Origin of the sequence: Streptomyces sp. NPDC002742, from assembly GCF_042888885.1 — a bacterium.
In the GTDB taxonomy this organism is placed as follows: Bacteria; Actinomycetota; Actinomycetes; order Streptomycetales; family Streptomycetaceae; genus Streptomyces.
The window spans coordinates 50,835-72,620 of record NZ_JBIAQF010000033.1 but is presented as its reverse complement, the minus strand read 5'-3'; the positions used below and the strand labels follow the sequence as shown (position 1 = coordinate 72,620).

Annotated in this window: 23 protein-coding genes; 13 read left to right on the top strand and 10 right to left on the bottom strand. The window is 71.2% G+C overall.

The window, feature by feature from the left end:
- Window positions 1-9 precede the first annotated feature (9 nt).
- From ACFYW8_RS38605 to ACFYW8_RS38595, 3 genes are all read left to right on the top strand, one after another.
- Complete coding sequence (locus ACFYW8_RS38605; protein WP_365881363.1) at window positions 10-918, top strand: metallophosphoesterase; 909 nt, start codon at window positions 10-12, stop codon at window positions 916-918.
- A complete protein-coding gene (locus ACFYW8_RS38600) occupies window positions 866-1,585 on the top strand; it encodes a 4'-phosphopantetheinyl transferase (RefSeq protein ID WP_389089959.1) in 720 nt (239 codons plus the stop codon). Before ACFYW8_RS38605 ends, ACFYW8_RS38600 begins: the two co-directional genes overlap by 53 nt.
- 214 nt (window positions 1,586-1,799) lie before the next feature.
- Window positions 1,800-2,549 (top strand): GNAT family N-acetyltransferase, encoded by a 750-nt coding sequence (locus ACFYW8_RS38595; protein ID WP_365881443.1) that lies wholly within the window; start codon window positions 1,800-1,802, stop codon window positions 2,547-2,549.
- A gap of 320 nt (window positions 2,550-2,869) precedes the next feature.
- Here ACFYW8_RS38595 and ACFYW8_RS38590 read toward each other — a convergent pair whose 3' ends face one another.
- Complete coding sequence (locus ACFYW8_RS38590) at window positions 2,870-3,106, bottom strand: hypothetical protein (RefSeq protein WP_365881367.1); 237 nt, start codon at window positions 3,104-3,106, stop codon at window positions 2,870-2,872.
- Window positions 3,107-3,359: 253 nt separating this feature from the next.
- On the opposite strand from ACFYW8_RS38590, the gene ACFYW8_RS38585 reads away from it, so the two are divergent.
- Entirely contained in the window at window positions 3,360-4,403 is a 1,044-nt protein-coding gene (locus tag ACFYW8_RS38585; RefSeq protein ID WP_365881370.1) for an alpha/beta hydrolase, read from the top strand.
- A gap of 68 nt (window positions 4,404-4,471) precedes the next feature.
- Here the strand turns inward: ACFYW8_RS38585 and ACFYW8_RS38580 are convergent, their stop codons facing one another.
- Genes ACFYW8_RS38580 through ACFYW8_RS38570 form a run of 3 tightly spaced genes read right to left on the bottom strand, consistent with a single transcriptional unit; the run spans window position 4,472 to window position 6,931 of the window.
- The gene (locus ACFYW8_RS38580; RefSeq protein WP_389089954.1) at window positions 4,472-5,698 is read right to left on the bottom strand and encodes an MAB_1171c family putative transporter; all 1,227 of its coding nucleotides are present in this window, start codon (window positions 5,696-5,698) and stop codon (window positions 4,472-4,474) included.
- Window positions 5,699-5,711: 13 nt separating this feature from the next.
- Window positions 5,712-6,242, bottom strand: coding sequence for a toxin-antitoxin system, toxin component (locus ACFYW8_RS38575; RefSeq protein ID WP_389089951.1), 531 nt, complete (start codon window positions 6,240-6,242; stop codon window positions 5,712-5,714).
- 32 nt (window positions 6,243-6,274) lie between these two features.
- Window positions 6,275-6,931, bottom strand: coding sequence for a helix-turn-helix transcriptional regulator (locus ACFYW8_RS38570; RefSeq protein WP_365881376.1), 657 nt, complete (start codon window positions 6,929-6,931; stop codon window positions 6,275-6,277).
- 270 nt (window positions 6,932-7,201) lie between these two features.
- Between ACFYW8_RS38570 and ACFYW8_RS38565 the strand changes: the two genes are divergently transcribed.
- Complete coding sequence (locus tag ACFYW8_RS38565; protein ID WP_389089947.1) at window positions 7,202-7,861, top strand: hypothetical protein; 660 nt, start codon at window positions 7,202-7,204, stop codon at window positions 7,859-7,861.
- Between the two features lie 85 nt (window positions 7,862-7,946).
- On the opposite strand, the gene ACFYW8_RS38560 is transcribed toward ACFYW8_RS38565, so the two are convergent.
- Window positions 7,947-8,726 (bottom strand): hypothetical protein, encoded by a 780-nt coding sequence (locus ACFYW8_RS38560; RefSeq protein ID WP_389089944.1) that lies wholly within the window; start codon window positions 8,724-8,726, stop codon window positions 7,947-7,949.
- The gene (locus ACFYW8_RS38555) at window positions 8,683-9,501 is read right to left on the bottom strand and encodes a GntR family transcriptional regulator (RefSeq protein ID WP_365881382.1); all 819 of its coding nucleotides are present in this window, start codon (window positions 9,499-9,501) and stop codon (window positions 8,683-8,685) included. Before ACFYW8_RS38555 ends, ACFYW8_RS38560 begins: the two co-directional genes overlap by 44 nt.
- 123 nt (window positions 9,502-9,624) lie before the next feature.
- Here ACFYW8_RS38555 and ACFYW8_RS38550 point away from each other — a divergent pair, with 123 nt between their 5' ends.
- From ACFYW8_RS38550 to ACFYW8_RS38535, 4 genes are read left to right on the top strand one after another with little or no spacing between them, the layout of a single operon-like run.
- A complete protein-coding gene (locus tag ACFYW8_RS38550; RefSeq protein WP_389089939.1) occupies window positions 9,625-10,689 on the top strand; it encodes an ABC transporter ATP-binding protein in 1,065 nt (354 codons plus the stop codon).
- A gap of 26 nt (window positions 10,690-10,715) precedes the next feature.
- Complete coding sequence (locus ACFYW8_RS38545) at window positions 10,716-11,924, top strand: ABC transporter substrate-binding protein (protein WP_389089936.1); 1,209 nt, start codon at window positions 10,716-10,718, stop codon at window positions 11,922-11,924.
- Window positions 11,925-11,931: 7 nt separating this feature from the next.
- On the top strand, window positions 11,932-12,822 hold the full coding sequence (locus ACFYW8_RS38540; RefSeq protein WP_389089933.1) for an ABC transporter permease: 891 nt from the start codon (window positions 11,932-11,934) through the stop codon (window positions 12,820-12,822).
- 10 nt (window positions 12,823-12,832) lie between these two features.
- The gene (locus ACFYW8_RS38535) at window positions 12,833-13,648 is read left to right on the top strand and encodes an ABC transporter permease (protein WP_389089930.1); all 816 of its coding nucleotides are present in this window, start codon (window positions 12,833-12,835) and stop codon (window positions 13,646-13,648) included.
- Window positions 13,649-13,762: 114 nt separating this feature from the next.
- Here ACFYW8_RS38535 and ACFYW8_RS38530 read toward each other — a convergent pair whose 3' ends face one another.
- The 4 genes from ACFYW8_RS38530 to ACFYW8_RS38515 all read right to left on the bottom strand — a co-directional run bounded on the left by ACFYW8_RS38530 (window position 13,763) and on the right by ACFYW8_RS38515 (window position 17,307).
- Window positions 13,763-14,545, bottom strand: coding sequence for an ABC transporter permease (locus ACFYW8_RS38530; RefSeq protein WP_389089927.1), 783 nt, complete (start codon window positions 14,543-14,545; stop codon window positions 13,763-13,765).
- Complete coding sequence (locus ACFYW8_RS38525; protein ID WP_389089924.1) at window positions 14,542-15,561, bottom strand: ATP-binding cassette domain-containing protein; 1,020 nt, start codon at window positions 15,559-15,561, stop codon at window positions 14,542-14,544. Before ACFYW8_RS38525 ends, ACFYW8_RS38530 begins: the two co-directional genes overlap by 4 nt.
- Before the next feature lie 302 nt (window positions 15,562-15,863).
- Window positions 15,864-16,706 carry a DUF4097 domain-containing protein gene (locus ACFYW8_RS38520; RefSeq protein ID WP_389089921.1) on the bottom strand — a complete coding sequence of 281 codons (843 nt, stop codon included), beginning with the start codon at window positions 16,704-16,706 and terminating at the stop codon, window positions 15,864-15,866.
- Between the two features lie 82 nt (window positions 16,707-16,788).
- The gene (locus ACFYW8_RS38515; RefSeq protein ID WP_389089919.1) at window positions 16,789-17,307 is read right to left on the bottom strand and encodes a hypothetical protein; all 519 of its coding nucleotides are present in this window, start codon (window positions 17,305-17,307) and stop codon (window positions 16,789-16,791) included.
- 402 nt (window positions 17,308-17,709) lie between these two features.
- On the opposite strand from ACFYW8_RS38515, the gene ACFYW8_RS38510 reads away from it, so the two are divergent.
- The 4 genes from ACFYW8_RS38510 (at window position 17,710) to ACFYW8_RS38495 (ending at window position 21,749) form a co-directional block, all read left to right on the top strand.
- Entirely contained in the window at window positions 17,710-18,861 is a 1,152-nt protein-coding gene (locus ACFYW8_RS38510) for an NAD(P)/FAD-dependent oxidoreductase (protein WP_389089916.1), read from the top strand.
- Window positions 18,858-19,157, top strand: a complete 300-nt coding sequence (locus ACFYW8_RS38505) for a (2Fe-2S)-binding protein (protein ID WP_389089913.1) — start codon at window positions 18,858-18,860, stop codon at window positions 19,155-19,157. Before ACFYW8_RS38510 ends, ACFYW8_RS38505 begins: the two co-directional genes overlap by 4 nt.
- A complete protein-coding gene (locus ACFYW8_RS38500; RefSeq protein ID WP_389089910.1) occupies window positions 19,150-20,772 on the top strand; it encodes an FAD-dependent oxidoreductase in 1,623 nt (540 codons plus the stop codon). The genes ACFYW8_RS38505 and ACFYW8_RS38500 overlap by 8 nt, the downstream gene beginning before the upstream one ends.
- Before the next feature lie 77 nt (window positions 20,773-20,849).
- Window positions 20,850-21,749 carry a dihydrodipicolinate synthase family protein gene (locus ACFYW8_RS38495; protein WP_389089907.1) on the top strand — a complete coding sequence of 300 codons (900 nt, stop codon included), beginning with the start codon at window positions 20,850-20,852 and terminating at the stop codon, window positions 21,747-21,749.
- Window positions 21,750-21,786 lie beyond the last annotated feature (37 nt).

The window sequence follows — 21,786 nt, the reverse complement described above, 5'->3', positions numbered from 1 at the left end:
GGGTGGCGCGTGCGGCCGACAGACAGCGGTGACGGGAACCTGCTGGCCATCAGCGACCTGCACATCGGCTACGCCGAGAACCGCGCCCTCGTCGAGGACATGCGCCCCGAGTCCGACGACGACTGGCTTCTGGTGGCCGGCGACATCGGTGAGATCGTCGACGACATCCGGTGGACCCTGGAGACGCTCGCCGGCCGCTTCCGCAAGGTCGTCTGGGTACCCGGCAACCACGAGCTGTGGACCCACCCCAAGGACCCCGTCCAGCTGCGCGGTGTGGCCCGCTACGAGCATCTGGTCGCCCTGTGCCGGGAGTTGGGCGTCACGACGCCCGAGGACCCCTATCCCGTCTGGAACGGCCCGGGCGGCCCCGCCGTCGTCGCGCCGCTCTTCCTGCTCTACGACTACTCGCTCCTGCCGCCGGGCTGCGTCACCAAGGCCGAGGGGCTGGCGTACGCCCACGAGACCGGGATCGTGTGCACGGACGAGTACATGCTCCACCCCGACCCCTACCCGAGTCGCGAGGCCTGGTGCCGGGCCCGGGTGGCCGAGACCGAGCGCAGACTCGCCGAAATCCCCGAGGGCCTGCCCGTCATCCCGGTGAACCACTACCCGCTGGACCGTCACCCGATGGACGTCCTGTGGCACCCCGAGTTCGCCATGTGGTGCGGCACGCTGGCGACCGCCGACTGGCACCGCAGGTTCCGCGTCGAGACCATGGTCTACGGGCATCTGCACATCCCGCGGACCACCTGGCACGAGGGTGTCCGTTTCGAAGAGGTGTCGGTGGGCTATCCGCGAGAATGGCGTAAGCGCCCGGGACCACCGGGCACACTGCGCCGCATTCTGCCGATGGAGGTCAAAGCCGGTGATGGAGGAACTGCTTCCGGAGTCGGTCGTGGTCGTGGAGAGCCACGGTGACGACGAAGCCGAGGGTGCGATCCTGTACCCCGAGGAACTGGCGGTTCTGACGCGCGCCGTGAAGAAGCGGCGCCGCGAGTTCACCACCGTGCGAGTCTGCGCCCGGCGTGCCATGGAGAAGCTGGGCGTGGCCCCGGGGCCCGTTCTGCCGGGCGAGCGCGGAGCCCCGCAGTGGCCGGCGGGCCTCATCGGCAGCATGACGCACTGCGAGGGCTACGGCGGCGCCGCCCTCGCCCACGCCACCGATCTGGCCTCGCTCGGCATCGACGCCGAACCCCACCTGGCGCTCCCCGAGGACGTACTGGACGCCATCGCCCTGCCCGGCGAGTCGGACCGCCTGGCCCGCCTCGGCGCCGGCGCACCTGCCGTCCACTGGGACCGGCTGCTGTTCAGCGCGAAGGAGTCGGTCTACAAGGCGTGGTTCCCGCTCACCGGCAAGTGGCTGGACTTCTCCGAGGCGGACATCGACATCTCCCTCGACCCGACGCCAGCCACCGAGACCCTTTCGGGAGGCTTCCGCGCCCAACTCCTGGTCCCGGGGCCGGTGGTGGACGGCGTGACCGTCCAGGCCTTCGACGGACGCTGGACCGTCCAGCGCGGGTTGGCCGCGACGGCGGTCACGGTGCCCAGCACACGATCAGGTCCGGGGCCCGGGACCGACGGCTGAACTGGCCGACGGGCAAAGGCCGTTGACGTTCGCGTCGCCCCTTCGCGGCCGTCGCCGGCTCACTGCTCCCGTTTCGCGGGGACCGGGAGGAGGGCTGCGCCGGTTGCGTACCCTCGACACCGTGACGGACGACATCGCGGCACCCATCGCGGCAGACATCACGGCCCCCGACACGAACGACCTCGACAAGCTGCTGGCCGCGTACGACGCACAGATGCGTGGAGTGCTCCCGGCACTCCCGGCGGGGGTCAGAAGCGAACGGGACGGACCGCTCCTGCGTGTCGTCGGACACTACTGCGGGTTCATCCTCGCCCCGCGCGACCTCGGGCTGGGCGGCGCCGAGGTGGACCGGCTGATCGTCCGGCAGCGCGACTTCTTCGCCGGGCGGGGTGAGGCGGTCGTGTGGAAGACCCGCAGCCATGACACGCCGACAGACCTCACCGACCGCCTCCGAGCCGCCGGCTTCGTCCCCGGGGACCCGGAGACCGTACTGATCGGACGTGCGGCCGACACGGCGACGGAGCCGGTGGTACCGCCCGGCATCGTGCTGCGTCGTGTGACGGAGGACGCCGACATCCGCCGGATCGCGATGATGGAGGCCACCGTGTGGGGCATGGACTGGCGTCAACTCCACGGTTTCCTGAGCGGGCAGGTCGCGGGCGCACCGGACGACATCGCCGTCCTGGTCGCCGAGGCCGACGGGGAGGTCGTCTCCGCCGCGTGGCTGGTCATCAGCCCCGGAACGGCCTTCGCCGGGCTCCGGGGCGGTACGACGGTGCCGGCCTGGCGAGGCCGCGGAATCTACCGGGCACTGATCGCGGCCCGAGCCCGGCTCGCCGTGGCCCGGGGAGTCGAGTACCTGCACGTCGACGCGTCCGAGGACAGTGCCCCGACCCTGGAACGACTCGGCTTCCGGGCCGCGACCACCGCGACGCCGTACGTCTGGACGCCGGGCGGGGCATGATCGGGCCCGTCTCGTACGGCGGCGGCCGCGGGTAGAACGCGCGCGGGCGCCGGCGAGGGCCGGCTTCGTCGCGGACGACGGGCCGTCGCGTCACACGCTGGAGGACGGCCGCGAGATCGACGCCCGCTGGCTGCGGCACACGGCCCCGGGGCCGACCTCCCGCTGCCGCGCCGCCGGACCCGACTCTTCTTGGGGCCTGGGTACGGCGGAGGGCCGTTCGCGATCCTTCGCTGCGAACGGCCGGTCTGAAGACCGCTGCCGTCCGCTCGGCGGGCCGGACACCCGCAGAGCTCCTGGAGACCCGCTCCCCGGGCTCCGTCTCACGCCCAGTCCGGTTCCGGGCACCAGGAGCGCAGCAGTTCGAAGAACGCCTCCTCGTTGCCCGCGAGGCCCGCCGCCTTCAGGGCCCGCTCAGCCTCGGCGAGTACGGCGGGCGGGACCATGGGTGGTCGGCCTCCGTCCGGCGGGCCGTCGAAAGCTGCTCGTACCGTCTGCAGGAGGCGGAGGTAGGCCTGCACGGCGGCGCGTTCGTGTTCGGTCAGTACGGCGGTCGGCATCGGACGGCTCTCCCGGGTCGGCTTGTCGTGACACTGGTCCTGACCCCAGCTTGCCGTCCGCCACTGACAATCCGGTTTCGGTCCGCGGAGGTTCGCCCGCTTAGCGGAGGCGAAACCTCACGGAAATCCCTTGTGGGACAGGGGCCCTACGCTGGAGACGAGAGCTGGGGCCGCCTGCCGGACGGCCCCGGAGCCGCCATTGGGGCGGCTTGGGAGCCGCCTTCGCGGCGGCCTGGGAACGGGAGGTCAGCCCGTGGTGGACGTACAGCCCCGGCAGCCGCGGCGCACACCGCGGCTGCGTTCGGTCGGTGACGGAGAACTGCGCCTGCACCACCGCGTCGTGCACGGCTATCGACGCGCCTACCGGATGGCCGGTGAGGGTCCGGCGCTCGTACTGATCCACGGCATAGGCGACTCCTCCTCGACATGGGCGGACTTGATCCCCGATCTCGCCCGCACCCACACGGTGATCGCGCCCGATCTGCTCGGCCACGGCGCGTCCGACAAACCGCGCGCCGACTACTCGGTGGCCGCCTACGCCAACGGCGTGCGCGATCTGCTGTCCACGCTCGACATCGAGTCCGCCACGCTGGTCGGACACTCGCTGGGCGGGGGAGTGGCGATGCAGTTCGCCTACCAGTTCCCCGAGCGTACCGAGCGGCTGATCCTGGTGAGCGCGGGCGGGGTCGGGGGCGAGGTCAATCCCGTCCTGCGCGCCGTGTCGCTGCCGGGCGCCCATCTGATGCTCTCCGCGCTGAGACTGCCCGGGATGAACCTCCAAGTAGGTCTCTTTCTGCGTCTGATGCGCCTGTTCGACACCGATCTGGCGCAGGACGCTCCGGAGTTGGTGAACCTCGTGGACGCGCTGCCCGACGCGACCTCCCGCAGCGCGTTCATCCGGACCCTGCGGGCGGTGGTCGACTGGCGGGGCCAGGCGGTCACCATGCTCGACCGCTGCTACCTCACCGAGGGCATGCCCACCATGCTGCTCTGGGGAGACCGGGACAGTGTGGTGCCGGTGCGGCACGCCTACGGGGCGCACGAGGCCATGCCGGGCAGCCGCCTGGAGATCTTCGAGGGAGCCGGTCACTTCCCTTTCCACAGCGATCCGGCGCGCTTCCTCGCCCTGGTCGAGGAGTTCACGACCACCACCAGCGCGGCCGACTGGAGCCGCGAGCGCTGGCGGGGGCTGTTACGGACGGGGCGCCCGGGCACGGCGGCGGGGCAACCGGACACCTTCCAGAACCGCGCGGTGGAGAGGGACCTCCGGGAGGCGAGCGAACGCAGCGCGACCTGAGGGGCACGCGGCGCCCGTCACTGATACGGCGCCGCTGCCCTCCCGCGACTTGACCGGCCGGACAGGTCCTAACCCGCCGGCTCGCGGGCGTCGCTCTCCGATCCGGTCGTCGCCCGCCCTCGGGCGGCCGCGACGACGGGTGACCGGCGCAGGGCGATGGACACGCGCACGAGGTCACGCGGGCCGTCGGCGTGAGCGAACGGGGATCCGGTCGCGGGCGGCGCGGCCGTCGCCTCCGCCGAGCTGATGACGCGGCCCTCCGGGTCGGCGGTCCTGGCCCGCACCGCGACCGTCACCATCACCGCGTCCGCCTCGGCATGCGCCTCCGTGGCGGAGGAGCCCGCCGCGACCGCGGCGCCGTATGCCAGGGAGCGCACCTCGGAGTCGAAGTAGGGGTAGAGGCTCAGCATGCCGTCGTGGATGTCGGACTCCCGCTGGGTGACCTGGAGTTCCGCGGCTGACCACCAGGAGATCCGTGCCGCCCGGTCCTCCGGTACGGAGACCGGTTTCAGTTCGCGCCACAACGGCCCGAGCCGGCGGTAGGTCGACCAGGTGTTCCAGCTGTCCTCGACGCGCCTCCAGGCCAGTGGAAGACAAAAGCCGACGGCGGTGATCTGCGCCCCGGCCGAGGCCAGCATGGGTGCCACGTTGGTGCTGAGGCCGTCGAGGTTCGTTCCGTTCCAACGGGCCACCACGGCGGTGAACTTCGCAGCGGAGTAGGGGATGTTGCACAGGGACCCGAAGGCGATGATCACCAGCCCGGCGCGCAACCGGCCACGCACCTGGATCGCCCAGCGCCAGCACATGAAGTTCATCGCGACACCGGCGACGCTGAGCGACGCGAGGTAGAGCACGATCATCTCGCGGATGAAGGGGGTGTTGGCGTAGTAGGTGTCGAGGTCCCGCAGCCGTTCGACGGGGGTGTCCCCGAGGGCGAACAGGGCGATCAGCGTCACGCCGACCACGGTGTATCCGAGGATCCAGCGGCGGGAGAGCCGTCGGGTCACCTCGGGCGGGCCGCCGCGCCAGTTGATGATCAGGACCAGACAGGATGCGCTGTAGGCGCTCAACAGGCAGTAGACCAGCGGGGCCGAGACGTTGGGGATCCCGGTGATGTCGTTGACCGCGGTGATGGTCGGCGGGGCCGCGAAGAGGAACACCAGGCCCGCGAGGGCGAGCAGTACGCCCACGGAGCGCAGCAGCGGGTCGCGCCAGCCCCGCAGCAGGGCGGGCCCTTTGAAGGCGATCGCCGCGCCCATGGCGACGGCCGGGGTGTAGTAGCTGGATCCGTCCATGGCGCCAGGACCTTCAGCCCCGCGGCCCGCGGCAGCCCAGGGACGCTTCGATGCGGCCGGCCAGGCCGTGCCGCTGCACCGGGCCGCGCAGCGAGGAACCGGCCAGCCAGGTACGGCACTTGCTGGCGAGCAGGAGACCGAAGCTCTCGGCCTCCTGCTCGTCGGCGAGGTCGAAGCGCGTCCGCGCGGCCACTTTCAGGACGGTGGCCTGAAGGTCCGCGCGGTCGCTGAGTAAGCGTGCCGCGACGGCCGCACCGTCGACGTGATGGCCGCAGTGCCCGGCCTTCATGTGCCACAGCTCGTGGCCGAGGATGACCAACTGGTGGTCGGGCGCGGTGCGTTCCTCGATGACGACGAGGTCCTGTTCGGCCATGTCCAGCCACAGGCCGCTGGCGGTGCCGGGCGGGAAGGCGGCCGTGCGGAACCGGACGGGACGGCCGCGGCGTCTGCTCATCGCGCCGCACAGTGCCGCGTAGAGGTCGTCGGGTGCCGCCGGCGCGGGGAGCGACAGCTCCGCGACCAGCTCGCCGCAAAGGCGGCGCATTTCCCTTCCGATGCCCACTGATCTCCCCCGGCTCACGACTCTGGCCGTTTGACGCTCTCCAGGAGCATGTCCAGCCATTCCGCGACCTTGTCCCGGTGCTGGTCGGTGGGCAACTGCGCGGCCCGCCAGGCGATTCCGCGGACGCCGTGGTCGAGTAGCAGCCGCTCCAGGGGATCGTGGGCGACGGAGGCCGCCGCGCGTTCGCGGTCGGCGAGCCGTTGCAGGAGTTCCTGTTCCGATCGCTGGAGGGCGCCTATGAGCGCCTCGGAGTCCTCGGCCGTGAGGAATCCGGCGTGCACCCGGAAGAAGCGCTGGATGGCGTCGCAGTGCTCCATGGTGGGGCGCCGGTCACCGTTGATGAGGGCGCCCGCCTGCTGGCGCGACATGCCGGCGCCGTCCGCGATCTCCTGCTGGGTGTAGCGGCGGCCGTTGGGCTTGAGCCGGGTGCGGCGCAACAGGTCCAGACGCTGCAGGAACCTTGCCTGCAGGTCGGGTTCCCCCGCAGGGCGGCCGCTGAGCAGGGCTCTCGCCACGGGTTCGGGAACGCCGGACTCGGCCGACAGCCGCCGTACGTCGAAGACTTCGGCGTGCAGCACGCCGAGCCGGTCGGCGAGTGCGGTGACCCTGGCCACGACGGCCTGCAACAGAACCGTCGCCGTGGCGCACGGAACCTCGAAGCCATCCGTCACCGACAGATCTCCTACGTCTCTCTCAGGTGGCTCTCACGAAGTTCGGGAACCATATGGACACGAAGGTCAGAAACCATCCCGGCGGCAAGACCGGGGAGCCAACCGGAGCGTAGCCCGTCCCTCGAACTCACATCCAGGTCTCGCCACAACTGTGGCGAGATTCAGCCGTCAACAAGCGCCAAATGCCACGATAGTTGACACGCCCGTCCCCGGGGCAGCAGGATCGGGGCGCCGCGTGAAGGCCGCAGAGGCAAGAGGGGTGACCTCCCGATGGCGTACCAGGCAGGAAGGCAGCGGTCCCAGCCGCGACCTGTCCCCGAGAGTCTCGAAGCGCAGGCGTACCTCCAGGACTACGCCACGCTGCTCCAGGCCGTCCCCTTCCCCTCCGTCGTCTTCGACCACCGCTGGGACGTCGTTCTGTCCAACGCCGCGTTCGAGACACTTTTCGACGGTGTCGGCGCCCATCCGACCGCCATGCCGGGCGACAACTTCCTGCGCTTCGTGCTGTTCCACCCGGACGCGGGGTCGGTACTCGGTGAGCACGAGTCGAGTTGGTGCCTGCCGATGCTCGCGCACTTCGCTGCGGCGCTGGAGCGGAACGGCCAGGACCGCGGACTCCAGTCGATCCGCCGGGACATCGCCCAGGACCCGATCATGGACGCCGCGTATCGGCACGGCCTTCCGCACTGGATCCAGGCGGTCGGCCCGCGCGCGGTCGAGCACGACGGTGCCGTGCGGCCGCTGGTCCACCCCGACCCGCGCTGGGGCAGCACGGACTGCAGGATCGTCGAGGACACCCCCAGGACCCTTGAGGACATGGGCTACAAGCGGATGACCCTGGTACTGCGCGAGGCGGTCAGGCCGGTCACCGGCGGACCGCGAAAGGCCCGCAAGACACGCAACGGGGCGGCGGAGCTGCGAGCGGTGTGACCCGTCCCGCGCCGTCGGCGCGGGTCTCCGTGACGCGTACCGCGGCACCGCGCTCCAGTCGGGGGCGCGTGCGCGGCCTCGGACCTCAGTCGGCCGGCATCACGAGGACGAGCGGCACCCCGTCGCAGGGGACGAGCCGCAGGCCCTCGTGGCGCGTGGGCCGGGCCGCCGTCAGCACGGCCCCGAAGTCCGGTCCCCTGGTGAGTGAGCCGGCCAGGTGAGCCGGGTCGGCGGACGCGGCCACCCGTCCCCGCGCGTTCACCAAGTAGGCGGCTCCCGGAAGCCGTTGGAGGAGCGGTACGACCGCACCCTCGAAGTGCCGCAGATACACGTCGGCCGCCGCGACCCCGACGAAACGGCCCTCCACGTGAACCGGCGCGGACAGGGTCAGGCTGTACTCGTCGGAGCAGAGGTAGTCGACGTAGGGCCCGGCGACCGCGCGCCGCCCGGTGTCGCGGGGGAGGGCGAACCAGTCCCAGTGCGTGTAGTCCGAGTACGCGGAGTGCGCCGGATCGAGGTCGAGCAGCAGCGGTCGTACACCACCGTCGGAGCCCTGTTGCCACCATTCCAGCCAGGCCGGTACGTCACCGAGCAGGCCCGGTGCCGCCACGAAGCCGGCGCCCGACACCAGCTCCTGCCGGGTGAGGCGCAGATGCAGCCCGGGGCGCAGTGCCGCCAGATCCACCGTCGCGGGGCGGCGCCCCTGCGTGGCCACGCGGGTGAGCAGCGCGGTTGTCTCCGCCCGCGTGTCGGCGACCGCGTCGAACACGGCCTCCAGCGTGCGGCGGACCTGGGCGGCGACGGCCGCCTCGGCGGTGGCGTCAAGCGTCGCCGTCGCGCCGGCCGGGCCGGGGCTCCTGCTCATGGGTGCCCTCCAGCGGACGCGGACCTGACACGGCGCGCGGCATCGAGAGGCGGAGGTTGATGAGCCGCGCCGTCGAGTCCTGTACGCACCGCTCGGCCAGTGCTCTGGCCGAATCGTGGGCCCCATCTTGCACGGCCGAGATTACGGAGCGGTGACGGTCTGCGACTTCTTCACGATATTCGTCGTCCCCGAGCACGAGGCACATCAGGGCGCCCACCTCGGTCTGGAGCACGACCTGCTCACGGGTCAGCCGGGCGGACTGAGCCGCCGCGGCGAGCTCGACATGGAAGCGGCCGTAGACCCGGCTGCGGGCGGCGGCGTCCTCGGCGGACGCCAGGTCGTCCAGCGTGCGCCGCAGGGCCTTGAGGTCGTCCGGTTCCGTCCGCTGCGCGGCGAGCCGCGCGGCCGCCCCGGACAGGGCCGCCCAGTGGTCGCCCAGGTCGCGCAGTTCCTCGGTGCTCCAGCTCGCCAGCCGGGCCAACAGCCGCTCCTCGCCCGGCACTTCGGGCAGTGACACGAAGCTGCCGCCGCCGCGCCCCCGCCGCGTGGTGACCAGTCCCTGCTGCCGCAGGGCCATGAGGGCCTCGCGCAGGGTGACCGTGGACACGCCGAGCTGCCCGGCCAGCTCCATCTCACCGGGCAGCTGCTCGCCGTCGGCGAGCAGCCCGAGCTCGATGGCGTCGCCGATCCGGTGTACGACCGTCTCGACGCGCGCGCGGTTGTCCACGGGAGTGAAGACGGCTCTGCGGACGCCGTCGCCCCTGTGTTGCTTCACGGTCACCACCTTGTGCGTTGACTCAACCTTTACTCTAAAGGGGTCTTGAAGTTTGAACTATGGCTTCATATCTTTCCGGTCAGTGTTGCAAACGTACCTCTGCACCAGAAAGGTTCCCCGCCCATGGAGGCAAAGGCGATCCGGCTCCAGGGCCTGCGAAAGGCGTTCGGTGAGACGACCGCCGTGTCCGGAGTCGATCTGGAGATAGCCGACGGCGAGTTCTTCTCGATGCTCGGCCCCTCCGGCTCGGGCAAGACGACCGTGCTGCGGATGATCGCCGGATTCGAGAGCCCGACCGCGGGCCGGATCGAACTGGCCGGCCAGGAGGTCACCGGTCTCGCCCCCTTCGAACGGGACGTCCACACCGTCTTCCAGGACTACGCCCTGTTCCCGCACATGACCGTCGAGGAGAACGTCGCCTACGGCCTCAAGGTCCGCAAGGTGCCCAAGGCGGAGCGGCTGGTCCGGGCCCGCAAGGCGCTCGCCGACGTACGCCTGGAGGGCTTCGGCCGACGCCGTCCGAGCCAGCTCTCCGGAGGCCAGCGCCAGCGCGTCGCACTCGCCAGGGCCCTGGTCGGCCGCCCCCGCGTCCTGCTGCTCGACGAGCCCCTCGGCGCCCTCGACCTCAAGCTGCGCGAGCAGATGCAGGTCGAACTCAAGGCGATCCAGCGCGAGGTCGGCATCACCTTCGTGTTCGTCACCCACGACCAGGAGGAGGCCCTGACGATGAGCGACCGCATCGCCGTCTTCCACCAGGGCCGCATCGAGCAGGTCGGCACCCCCGCCGAGATCTACGAACGCCCCGCCACACCGTTCGTCGCGGGCTTCGTCGGAACATCGAACCTGCTCGACGGGCAGTCGGCGCAGCAGATCGTCGGCGCCCCGGGCACGTACAGCATCCGGCCCGAGAAGATCCGGGTCCTCAAGGAGTCCGCCGAGTCCGCCGAGTCCGCCGACGCCGTCGAGGCCGACGGGCCGGAGTACTCCACCGCCGCCGGCAAGGTCGCCGAGGTCGTCTATCTGGGCGACGCCACCCGCTTCCTGGTGGACCTCGACGCGGGCGGCCGCCTCACCGCGCTCCAGCAGAACCTGGAGACCTCCTCCGAGGACGTCGCCGCCCTCCGCGGCACCCGGGTCCGGCTCCGGTGGCACCGCCGCCACGCCTTCCAGGTCCCCGACCCCCGCTGACTTCCACGCTCAGTCCACCGTCACGTATGGAGTTCGCCGTGCGCCTCACCCCAACCCTCAAGGCCGCCGCCGCCGTCGCGGTGCTCCTCGCGGCCACCGCCTGCGGATCGTCCGGCAGCGGATCCGCCGCGGCCACCGGCTTCAACCCGCCCGACCTCAAGGCGCAGACCAAGCTCGGCAAGACCGAGGGGCAGGTCAACCTGATCGCCTGGGCCGGCTATGTCGAGGACGGTTCCAACGATCCCAAGGTCGACTGGGTCGGCGACTTCGAGAAGCAGACCGGCTGCCAGGTCAACTCCAAGGTGGCCGCCAGCTCCGACGAGATGGTCAAGCTGATGAAGACCGGCCAGTACGACGCGGTCTCCGCCTCCGGAGACGCCTCCCTGCGCCTCATCGCCTCGGGTGACGCGGCCCCGGTCAACACCAGCCTCGTACCGAACTACAAGAACGTCTTCAGCGGCCTGAAGAAGGGCGCCTGGAACTCCGTCGACGGCCAGATGTACGGCATCCCGCACGGCCGGGGCGCCAACCTCCTGATGTACGACACCCAGAAGGTCACCCCCGCCCCCACGTCCTGGTCCGCGGTCTTCGACGACGCCCCGGCGAACAAGGGCCACGTCACCGCGTACGACTCGCCGATCTACATCGCCGACGCGGCCCTCTATCTGAAGTCGGCCAGGCCCGAGCTGAAGATCAAGGACCCCTACGCGCTCGACCAGAAGCAGTTCGACGCGGCCGTCGCCCTGCTGAAGAAGCAGAGCGCGAACGTGGGGGAGTACTGGAGCGACTACCTCAAGGAGATCTCCGCCTTCAAGAGCGGCGACTCCGTGGTCGGCACCACCTGGCAGGTCATCGCGAACCTCACGGCCGACGAGGGCGCCAAGGTGAAGGCGTTCGTGCCCAAGGAGGGCTCCACGGGCTGGTCCGACACGTGGATGATCTCCGCCAAGGCCAAGCACCCCAACTGCGCCTACAAGTGGATGGACTGGATCATCTCGCCGAAGGTGAACGCCCAGGTGGCCGAGTACTTCGGTGAGGCGCCCGCCAACTCGGAGGCCTGCCGGTACACCAGCGACAAGACCTTCTGCGACACCTTCCACGCCACCGACGAGAGCTACTGGAAGAACATCGCGTTCTGGAACACGCCCATCGAGCAGTGCCTCGACGGCCGCACCGACGTCAAGTGCGTCCCGTACGCGAAGTGGGTCCAGGCCTGGACCGAGATCAAGGGCTGACCGAACGATGACCTCCACCTCGCAGGCCGCCGGACGCTCCCCCGTCCGGCGGCTCGCGGGGACACTGCACCGGCACTCCCGGCTGCGGCTGTCCCTGCTGCTGACCGCACCCCTGCTCTGGCTGGCGGTGCTCTATCTCGGTTCGCTGGCCGTGCTGTTCGTCTCGGCGTTCTGGACGACGGACTCCTTCACCTCCGAGGTCGTGAAGGTCTGGTCGACCGACAACTTCCACACCCTGTTCACCACGCCCGTCTACCGGCAGGTGATCCTGCGCAGCATCGGCGTCGCCCTCGCGGTGACCGTCCTGTGCGCTGTGATCGCCTTCCCGGTCGCCTTCTACACGGCTCGCATCGCCAAGCCCGCCCGGCGCCCGCTGCTCGTCGTCGCCATCCTCACTCCGCTGTGGGCGAGTTACCTCGTCAAGGTGTACGCGTGGCGGCTGATCCTCTCCCAAGGCGGCCTCGCCGACTGGGTGTTGAAGCCCCTCGGGCTGAGCGGACCCGGGTACGGTCTCGTCGCGGCGATCATCGCGCTGACCTATCTCTGGCTGCCGTACATGATCCTGCCGATCCACGCGGCACTGGAACAGCTGCCCGCCAACCTGCTTGACGCGTCGGCGGACCTGGGCGCCGGGGCGGCCCGAACCTTCCGATCGGTCGTGCTGCCGATGGTCCTGCCGTCCGTGGCGGCCGGTTCGGTCTTCACCTTCTCCCTCAGCCTCGGCGACTACATCACCGTGCAGATCGTCGGCGGCAAGACCCAGCTCATCGGCAACGTCGTCTACTCCAACATCGAACTGAACCTGCCCATGGCCGCCGCGCTCGGCACGGTCCCCGTCGTGGTCATCGTGGTGTACCTCCTCGCGATGCGCCGCACGGGCGCCCTGAGCAGTCTCTGAGGAGCCCGCTGTGCAACTCTCCCGTCCCGCGCGCATCGCGCTGCGCGCCGCCGCCGGGCTCGGCTTCGCGTTCATCTACGTGCCGCTCGCGCTCGTCCTGGTCAACTCCTTCAACCGGGACCGCAGCGCCGGTTGGCCGCCGTCCGGGCTCACCTTCCACTGGTGGTCGGTCGCCTGGGAGAACGAGGGTGCCCGCGCGGCGCTGTGGGTCTCGGTCAAGGCCGGTCTCGGCGCCACGGCCATCGCGCTGGTGCTGGGCACGCTGATCGCCTTCGCGGTCGCCCGCCACCGCTTCTTCGGCCGGGACGCCATCTCCTTCGTGGTCGTCCTGCCGATCGCGCTGCCCGGCATCGTCACGGGCATCGCGCTCAACTCGGCGTTCAGCACGGTGCTCGAACCGCTCGGCGTCGGACTCGGCATGTTCACCGTGATCGTGGGCCACGCGACCTTCTGCATCGTCGTCGTCTTCAACAACGTGGTCGCGCGACTGCGCCGTACGTCCGGCACGTACGAGGAGGCCGCGATGGATCTGGGCGCGGACACCTTCCGCGCCTTCGTCGACGTCACCTTCCCGCTGGTGCGCTCGGCGCTGCTGGCCGGCGGACTGCTCGCCTTCGCGCTGTCCTTCGACGAGATCGTCGTGACGACGTTCACGGCCGGACCCGGCATCGAGACCCTGCCGATCTGGATCTTCAACAACATGACCAGACCCCGGCAGGCACCGGTCGTGAACGTGGTGGCCGCCGTGCTCGTCCTGCTCTCGGTGATCCCGATCTACGCGGCGCAGCGGCTGTCCGCGGACACGGCCACGGAGAGCCGGCTCTGACAGGGCCGACGAACCGGCCCTGCCGGGTTACTGGTTGACGTGAGTGAGGGGCGGCCGGGGTCCGCTGCGCACGGACTGCGACCGCCCCTCGCGGGCAGGTTGAAGAGCGGCTTCTCAGCGCTTGGTGGTGCTGTTGAACAGCGAGCGCGACCAGACGTAGCCGACCAGGCTGATACCGGCGCACCAGGCGAGCGAGATCCAGCCGTTGTCGCCGATCGCCGAGCCGGAGAGCAGACCGCGCAGCGTCTCGGTCATGGGAGTGAAGGGCTGGTTCTGCGCGAACCAGCGCAGCCCCGGAGACATCGAGTCGGCCGGCACGAACGCGGAGCCGAGGAACGGCAGGAACTGGACCAGCAGCGGCTTGTTGCTCGCGGACTCGACGGTCTTGGAGATCAGGCCGAGCGCCGCCGACAGCCAGGTCACGGCGAACGCGATGGCCGCGAGGAGGCCCGCGGCGGCAAGCCACTCGAGCGGGCTCGCGTCCGAGCGGAAACCGACGGCGAGCGCGAACCCGACGACCAGGACGATGCTCACCATCGTCTGGATGACGCTGCCGACGACATGGCCCGTCATGAACGACGAACGGGTGATGTTCATGGTGCGGAAGCGGTTGATGATTCCCTCGGTCATGTCGGAGCAGACCGCGATCGAGGTCGACATCGCCCCGGCCGCCACGCCCATGACGGTGATGCCGGGCGTCAGATACTCCAGGTAGGCGTCCCGGCCGCCGCCCATTCCGGCGCCGATCGAGTCCCCGAAGGCGTACACGAACAGCAGCAGCATCAGGATCGGCATCATGGCCGCGCCGAGCGACACGGCCGGATAGCGGATGGCGTGCTTGAGGTTGCGCCGCAGCATCGTCATCGAGTCGTGCACGGCGTAGGTCAGAGTGCTCATCGCAGGGTCTCCTTGACGTGAAGCGGGGTGCTGGTACCGGTCCCGGTGGCGCCGTCGCCGGTCAGGGCGAGGAACACGTCGTCGAGGTCGGGGGTGTGCACGGAGAAGTCGGCGGCCCCGACGCCGACGGCGTCGAGCCGGTCGATCAGGGCGCGCAGCGCGTCGAGGCCGCCGTCGCCCGCCACGCGCAGCGCGAGGTCCTCCTCGTCGCGGGCCGCGCCGGGAAAGGCGCCGGCCGCGCGCTCGTACTCGGCGGGTTCGGTGAAGCGCAGCCGTACGTGGCTGCCGGGAATCTGCGCCTTGAGCTCGTCGGCGGTGCCCTCGGCGACGATCCGGCCGCCGTCCAGCACGGCGATCCGGTCGGCCAACTGGTCGGCCTCGTCCAGATACTGCGTGGTGAGGAAGACGGTGGTGCCGCCCGCGACCAGCGAGCGCACGGTGTCCCACATGGTGCGACGGCTGCGCGGGTCGAGCCCGGTCGTCGGCTCGTCGAGGAAGATCACCTGAGGGTCGCCGACCAGCGTCATGGCGAGGTCGAGCCGGCGCCGCATACCGCCCGAGAAGGTCGCGGCCCGTTTGTCCGCGACATCCGCGATGTCGAACCGCTGAAGCAACTCCTTTGTACGGGAGCGCCCTTCGCGCTTGCCCAGGCGCAGCAGGTCGGCCATGAGGAGGAGGTTCTCCTCGGCGGTGAGCAGGTCGTCGAGCGCCGAGAACTGCCCGGTGACACCGATCGCGGCGCGTACCCCGTCCGGTGAGGTGGCGACGTCGTGGCCCGCGACCTGGGCCTGCCCGCCGTCGGCGGCGACGAGCGTGGACAGGATCTGCACGGTGGTGGTCTTTCCGGCGCCGTTGGGCCCGAGCAGCGCGAACACGGAACCGGCCGGGATGCGCAGATCGATGCCGTCGAGCACGGTCTTGTCGCCGTACGACTTGCGCAGACCGATGGCGGAGACGGCGGCGGGCGGCGTCGGATTCCCGGGTTGCTTGGGCATGGGCATGACAGAGGAAGACATGGAGCTCTCCGTTCGGAGGCTGGGTGAATGAGGTTCCGGAAGCGAAAGGGAAGGGGGGCGCCGGAGAGGAGGCGCGGGAGAGCGGCCGCGGGAGAGGGGGCCGCAAGGGAAGCGGCCGGAAGGCGGTCGCGGTATGGGAGGCGCCGGCGGTGCGGGGGTGGTGGCGGTGCCGGCGTGGCGGCGGTGCGGAGACGCCGGCGGAGCGGGGTTGGCGGCGGTGCCGGCGTGGTGGCGGTGCGGAGACGCCGGCGGAGCGGGGTTGGCGGCGGTGCGGGGTTGGCGGCGGTGCGGGGTGAGGGAGCTCAGGACTTGGCGCGGAGGACGTCGATGTTCCCCCAGTTGCTCCGTGCGCGGACCGTGACGGTTCCCTCGGTCCGCTCCGGGGCCTCGGACGCGGCGAGCATGTTGCGTACCTGCCCGCGGTTGGAACTGACGTCGAGCCACGCGGCGGTGCCCTCACGGATGCCGACCTCGATGGAGCCGTTGGAGGTCTCCAACTGGATCTCGCCGCCGATGACTTCGGCGACACGCAGATGCCCGTTGGTCGTGGTGCCGGTGACCGATGCCTCGGCGCGCGCGATGTCGACGCCACCGTTGGCGCCGCCCACCCGCAGCTCGCCGGTCACGGTGCCGACGGTCGTGCTGCCGTGCGAGTTCTTCAGGACGGCGGGCCCCTCGACCGTGCCGACGCGCACGTTGCCGGTGCTGCTGGTGATCTCGGCCATGCCCTCGACCCGGTCCACGGTGATCAGGCCGTGCGACGCGGTCAGCTTCAGCGGGCCGGTGGTGTCGAGGCGGACGTCGCCGCCCGAGGTCTTCAGGTGGACCTCGCCGAGCCGGCCCTCGGCGAGCACCTGGGTCCAGGAGCAGGTCATGTCGACCTGCGAGCCCGTGGGCAGGCCGACCGCCACATCGACGGCGCCACTGGAACCGACCAGGAGGCGTTGCTTCGTCCTGACCGTCAGGACGCCGCTCGCGTACACGACCTCGGTCTGCTCGGCGGCCCGTACGTCCCTGTCCTTCTTCGGGTCGAGGGGCCGCACCTCGACGACCGTGTCGGGGCGGTCGCCCGCGGTGAACCGGATGGAACCGGCGGTCACGTTGCCGGTGACCGAGATCGGTTCGGGAGTGTCGAAAGAAGGCATGGCTGTCCCGTCCTCGTGAGTCCTTGAGCCGTCCCCGCAGGTGGGGCTCGGCGTTGGTGAAGTGGTCCGGGTGCGGGCGCGGCTAGCGAACCCAGCCCGTGAAGCTCTGTCCGATCGTGCGGGCCTTCTCCGTCGTGCGAGGCCGGGTGCCGCCGTCGACCGCGGCCGACACGGCCCGCACCAGCCACGCGTTGACCGACAGGCCTTCATGGTTCGCGGCGTCCTCGGCACGCGCCTTGAGGTGGGCCGGCAGGCGCAGGTTGACGCGGGCGGTGCCGCCCGCGTCGCTGTCCGCGGGAGCCTGCGCCCTGAAGGGTTCGACGGGCGCCTCGGCCGCTTCCGCGGAGCCCCCGTAGGAGGGCGGCAGCGTCACCACGAAGTCGGGGTCCAGCCCGCGCAGCCGTACGTCGACCGAGCCGGGGGCGAGTTCGCGGGTGATCTCGTCCATCGCGGCGGAGAGCACGTTGAGCATGGTCAGACGCGTCGCCGACTCCAGGGGAGCGGTCAGCCGCTCGGCCAGCTCACGGGCTTCTTCGCCGCCGGCTTCGGCGGCCACCGCGAGTTCGCGGCGCAGGGTGTCGACATACGGAGTGAGGTCCATGACGACATGATGGCATCACTATGGCGCCATCGGCAAGCCCGGATGGCGCTTTGCGTGGCACAGATTCGCGACCTATGGCTCTGACCTGCGAGAATGTGGGTGTGTCAATCCGAGTCAGGGTGGCGCCATATGGGCTCAAGCGTCTTTCGGGGGTGCGGAGCGGCACCAGATGGCACCAGATGGTGCTGGGTGGCACTGGGTGGCGCCAGATGGCGCTATCGGGCCGCGGGGTGTCGTGTGGTGCCCCTCGTGCCACCTCGCACGGCGCCTCTCGCGCCATACGGTGCCGCGAGGGAGTTGCCTGCCCGGTTGCCCGTCCCCGTCCGTCGGCCCGCCGCGAGTTCGAGTCCGCCACTCGCGGAAGTCTTCGGGTCGGAAAGAGGTATGTGACATAGTACTGATGTGAGTCAGCCCTTTGTCTGCGATGTGGTGGTCGTCGGAGCCGGGATGGTGGGCGCCGCCTGTGCCCTGTACGCGGCTCGCGCGGGTCTCGACGTCGCCGTGGTGGACCGCGGCCCGGTGGCCGGAGGCACGACCGGCGCGGGTGAGGGGAATCTGCTCGTCTCCGACAAGGAACCCGGACCCGAACTCGACCTCGCGCTGCTCTCCGGGCGTCTGTGGGCCGACCTCGCCGAGGAGCGCGCGGAGGCGATCGAGTACGAGGCCAAGGGCGGTGTCGTCGTGGCCTCCACGCCCGAGGGCCTGGCCGCGTTGGAGGCCTTCGCGGCGGGCCAGCGGGCAGCCGGTGTCCTGGCCGAACCGGTCGCCGCCGATCAACTGCACGATCTGGAACCGTACTTGGCTCCGGGGCTCGCGGGAGCCGTCCGCTACCCGCAGGACACCCAGGTGATGCCGGCCCTGGCCGCCGCGCATCTTCTACGGGCCTCGGGCGCGCGGTTGCTGACCGGAAGCACCGTGACCGAAGTACTGCGGGCGAGGGACGGCACGGTCCGCGGGGTGCGCACCGACCGGGGTGATCTGCACGCACCCGCCGTAGTCAACGCGGCCGGCACCTGGGGCGCCGAGGTGGCCTCTCTCGCGGGCGTCGCCCTGCCCGTCCTGCCCCGACGGGGATTCGTCCTCGTCACCGAGCCCCTGCCGCGCCGGGTGCGCCACAAGGTGTACGCCGCCGACTACGTCGCCGACGTCGCCAGTGATTCGGCCGCGCTCCAGACATCGCCGGTGGTGGAGGGGACCGCGGCCGGCCCGATCCTGATCGGCGCGAGCCGGGAACGGGTCGGCTTCGACCGGTCGCTCTCGCTGCCCGTGGTACGGGAACTGGCCCAGGGCGCCACGCGGCTCTTTCCCTTCCTGTCGCAGGTGCGTGCTCTGCGGACCTACGTCGGGTTCCGGCCCTACCTCCCCGACCATCTGCCCGCCATCGGCCCCGACCCCCGGGCGCCCGGCCTCTTCCACGCCTGCGGGCACGAGGGTGCGGGCATCGGCCTGTCCACCGGCACCGGACAGCTCATTGCGCAGGTCCTGACGGGCCGGACACCCGACCTCGACCTCGCGCCGTTCCGGCCCGACCGCTTCTCCGAGGAGGCCGCGTGAACCCTCTGGACCTCGTACGGGCCGAGCCCGGCCCCGCCTTCACCGTCACCCTCGACGGCCGGGACATCGAAGTACTGCCCGGCCGGACCGTCGCCGCCGCACTGTGGGCCGAGGGCGTCACCTCCTGGCGCACCACCCGTGACGCGGGCCGGCCCCGTGGGGTCTTCTGCGGCATCGGCGTGTGCTTCGACTGTCTCGTCACCGTCAACGACCGCCCCAACCAGCGGGCCTGTCTGGTCCCGCTGGGACCGGGCGACACGATCCGCACGCAGGAAGGCACCGGCCACGATGACTGACGGACGCCACCACCTCGCGGTCGTCGGCGCGGGCCCGGCCGGTCTCGCCGCGTCCCTCGCGGCGGCGGCACGCGGCATTCACGTGACGCTGATCGACTCGGCCGCGGCGGCGGGCGGGCAGTTCTACCGTCGGCCCGCGAGCGGTCTCGGCGCCCGGCGGCCCAGGGCGCTGCACCACGAGTGGCGCACATGGGAACGGCTGGAGCGGGGCCTCGCAGGACACCTGGAAGCGGGCACCATCAGCTACTTGGCGGACCATCATGTGTGGCTGGTCGAACGGACCGGAGCGACGATCGCCGGAGCCGGAGCCGGTCCCGGTCCCGGTCCCGGTCCCGGTCCCGGTCACGGTGACGGTGACGGGGTCGAGGCTGGGCCCGAAGCCACCCGCCCCGAAGCCACCCGTCACGGAGCCCGTCACGGAGTCACCCGCCCCGAAGCCGCCCGCCCCGAAGCCTCCGCCACGCACGCGCGCACCGTCGCCGTCGGACGGCCCGGATTCATCGTTCACGCCCTCCTCGGACCCCTCCAGGAGCGCTCTGTCGCCGTGCGCGCCGACGCCGTGCTCCTCGCCACCGGTGGATACGAGAAGGTGCTGCCCTTCCCCGGCTGGACCCTGCCCGGAGTCGTGACCGCGGGCGGGGCCCAGGCCATGCTCAAGGGCGGTCTCGTCGTTCCGGGCCGCAGAGCCGTCGTCGCGGGTACCGGACCGCTGCTGCTGCCCGTGGCGACCGGACTGGCCGCCGCCGGGGTCGAGGTCGCCGCACTCGTCGAGTCCGTCGATCCGAGAGGGTTGCTCCGCCGGGCAGGGGCACTGGCGGCCCAGCCCGGCAAGGTCGTCGAGGGCGCCCGGTACGCGGCCCGGCTCCTGCGCCACCGCGTGCCGTTCATCCCTCTGCGCACTGTCGTCGAAGCCCATGGTGAGGAGCGGCTCGAAGCCGTCACCGTGGCGGCGCTCGACCGCGGGGGCCGGGTGCGGCCCGGAACCGGGCGCCGCATCCCCTGCGACACGCTCGCCGTCGGCCACGGGATGATCCCGCACACCGATCTGGCGGAAGGGCTCGGCTGCCGCATCGACGGATCGAGGGTCGACGTGGACGACGAGCAGCGCACCGACGTGCCCGGCGTCTGGGCCGCCGGCGAGACCACCGGCATCGGCGGCGCCGCGCTCTCCCTGGCCGAGGGACACCTCGCCGGCCGGTCGATCGCCGCCAGGCTCTCCGGCGCCGGACCGGACTCGCGTGCGGCGGCGCGAGCCGTGAAGTCCCGTACGGGAATGCGGTCGTTCGCCGCCGCGCTCGACGCGGTGTACGCGCCGCCCGCGCACTGGACGGACCAGGTCACCGACGACACCGTCGTGTGCCGCTGCGAGGAGGTCACGGGTGGCCGCGTCCGCGAGGCCGTCGCCGACCTCGGTGCGGGCGACGTGCGGACGGTCAAACTGCTCACCCGGGCCGGGATGGGATGGTGCCAGGGCCGCATCTGCGAACCCGCGGTCGCGGGACTCGCCGGCTGCGAACAGACCTCCCCACGAAGGCTGTTGGCGCGCCCGGTACCGCTAGGCGTGCTCGCCGCCGCCGGCACGGACGACGACGGATCTTCACCGGGCGCGGGCTAGGCCCCGGCTCCGGCGGTGCCCCGCGCCACCTCGACCGACAGTGGAATGTCACACCCTATTGAGAGGATGAGTACCCCATGACCGTCACCCCCGACAGCCGCCCCTGGCGCGGAGTCCTCGTCGCCACCGCGCTCCCGCTGAACGACGACCTCTCCGTGGACTACGACCGGTACGCAGCCCACTGCGCCTGGCTCGTCGAGAACGGCTGCGACGGCGTCGTACCGAACGGTTCGCTCGGCGAGTACCAGGTGCTCACTCCCGAAGAGCGCGCCAAGGTCGTCGAGACGGCGGTCGCCGCGATCGGCGGGTCCCGGGTGATGCCCGGCGTCGCCGCGTACGGCTCGGCCGAGGCCCGCCGCTGGGCCGAGCAGGCGAGGGACGCGGGCTGCGGCGCCGTGATGCTGCTGCCGCCCAACTCCTACCGCGCGGACGGGCGTTCCGTCCTCGCCCACTACGCAGAGGTCTCCCGGGCGGGCGTCCCCGTCGTCGCGTACAACAACCCGATCGACACCAAGGTCGACCTGGTGCCCGAACTCCTCGCCGAACTGCACGCCGCCGGTTTCATCCAGGGAGTCAAGGAGTTCTCCGGTGATGTGCGCCGCGCCTACCGCATCGCCGAACTCGCCCCGGAACTGGACCTGTTGATCGGGGCCGATGACGTCCTGCTCGAACTCGCCGTCGCGGGCGCCAAGGGCTGGGTGGCCGGCTACCCGAACGCGCTGCCCCGGGCGAGTGTCGAGCTCTACCGCGCGGCCGTCGCAGGGGACCTCGACACGGCGGGCAAGCTCTACCGTCAGCTGCACCCGCTGCTGCGCTGGGACTCCCAGGTCGAGTTCGTCCAGGCCATCAAGCTGTCCATGGACATCGTCGGCCGCCATGGCGGTCCGGTCCGGCCGCCGCGCGTTCCACTGCTGCCCGAGCAGGAGGCCGCCGTGCGCGAGGCCACGGACAGGGCCGTCGCCGCCGGCCTCGCCTGAGCCGCAACCGACCTCCAGAGGTCCGCCGACCCCCACC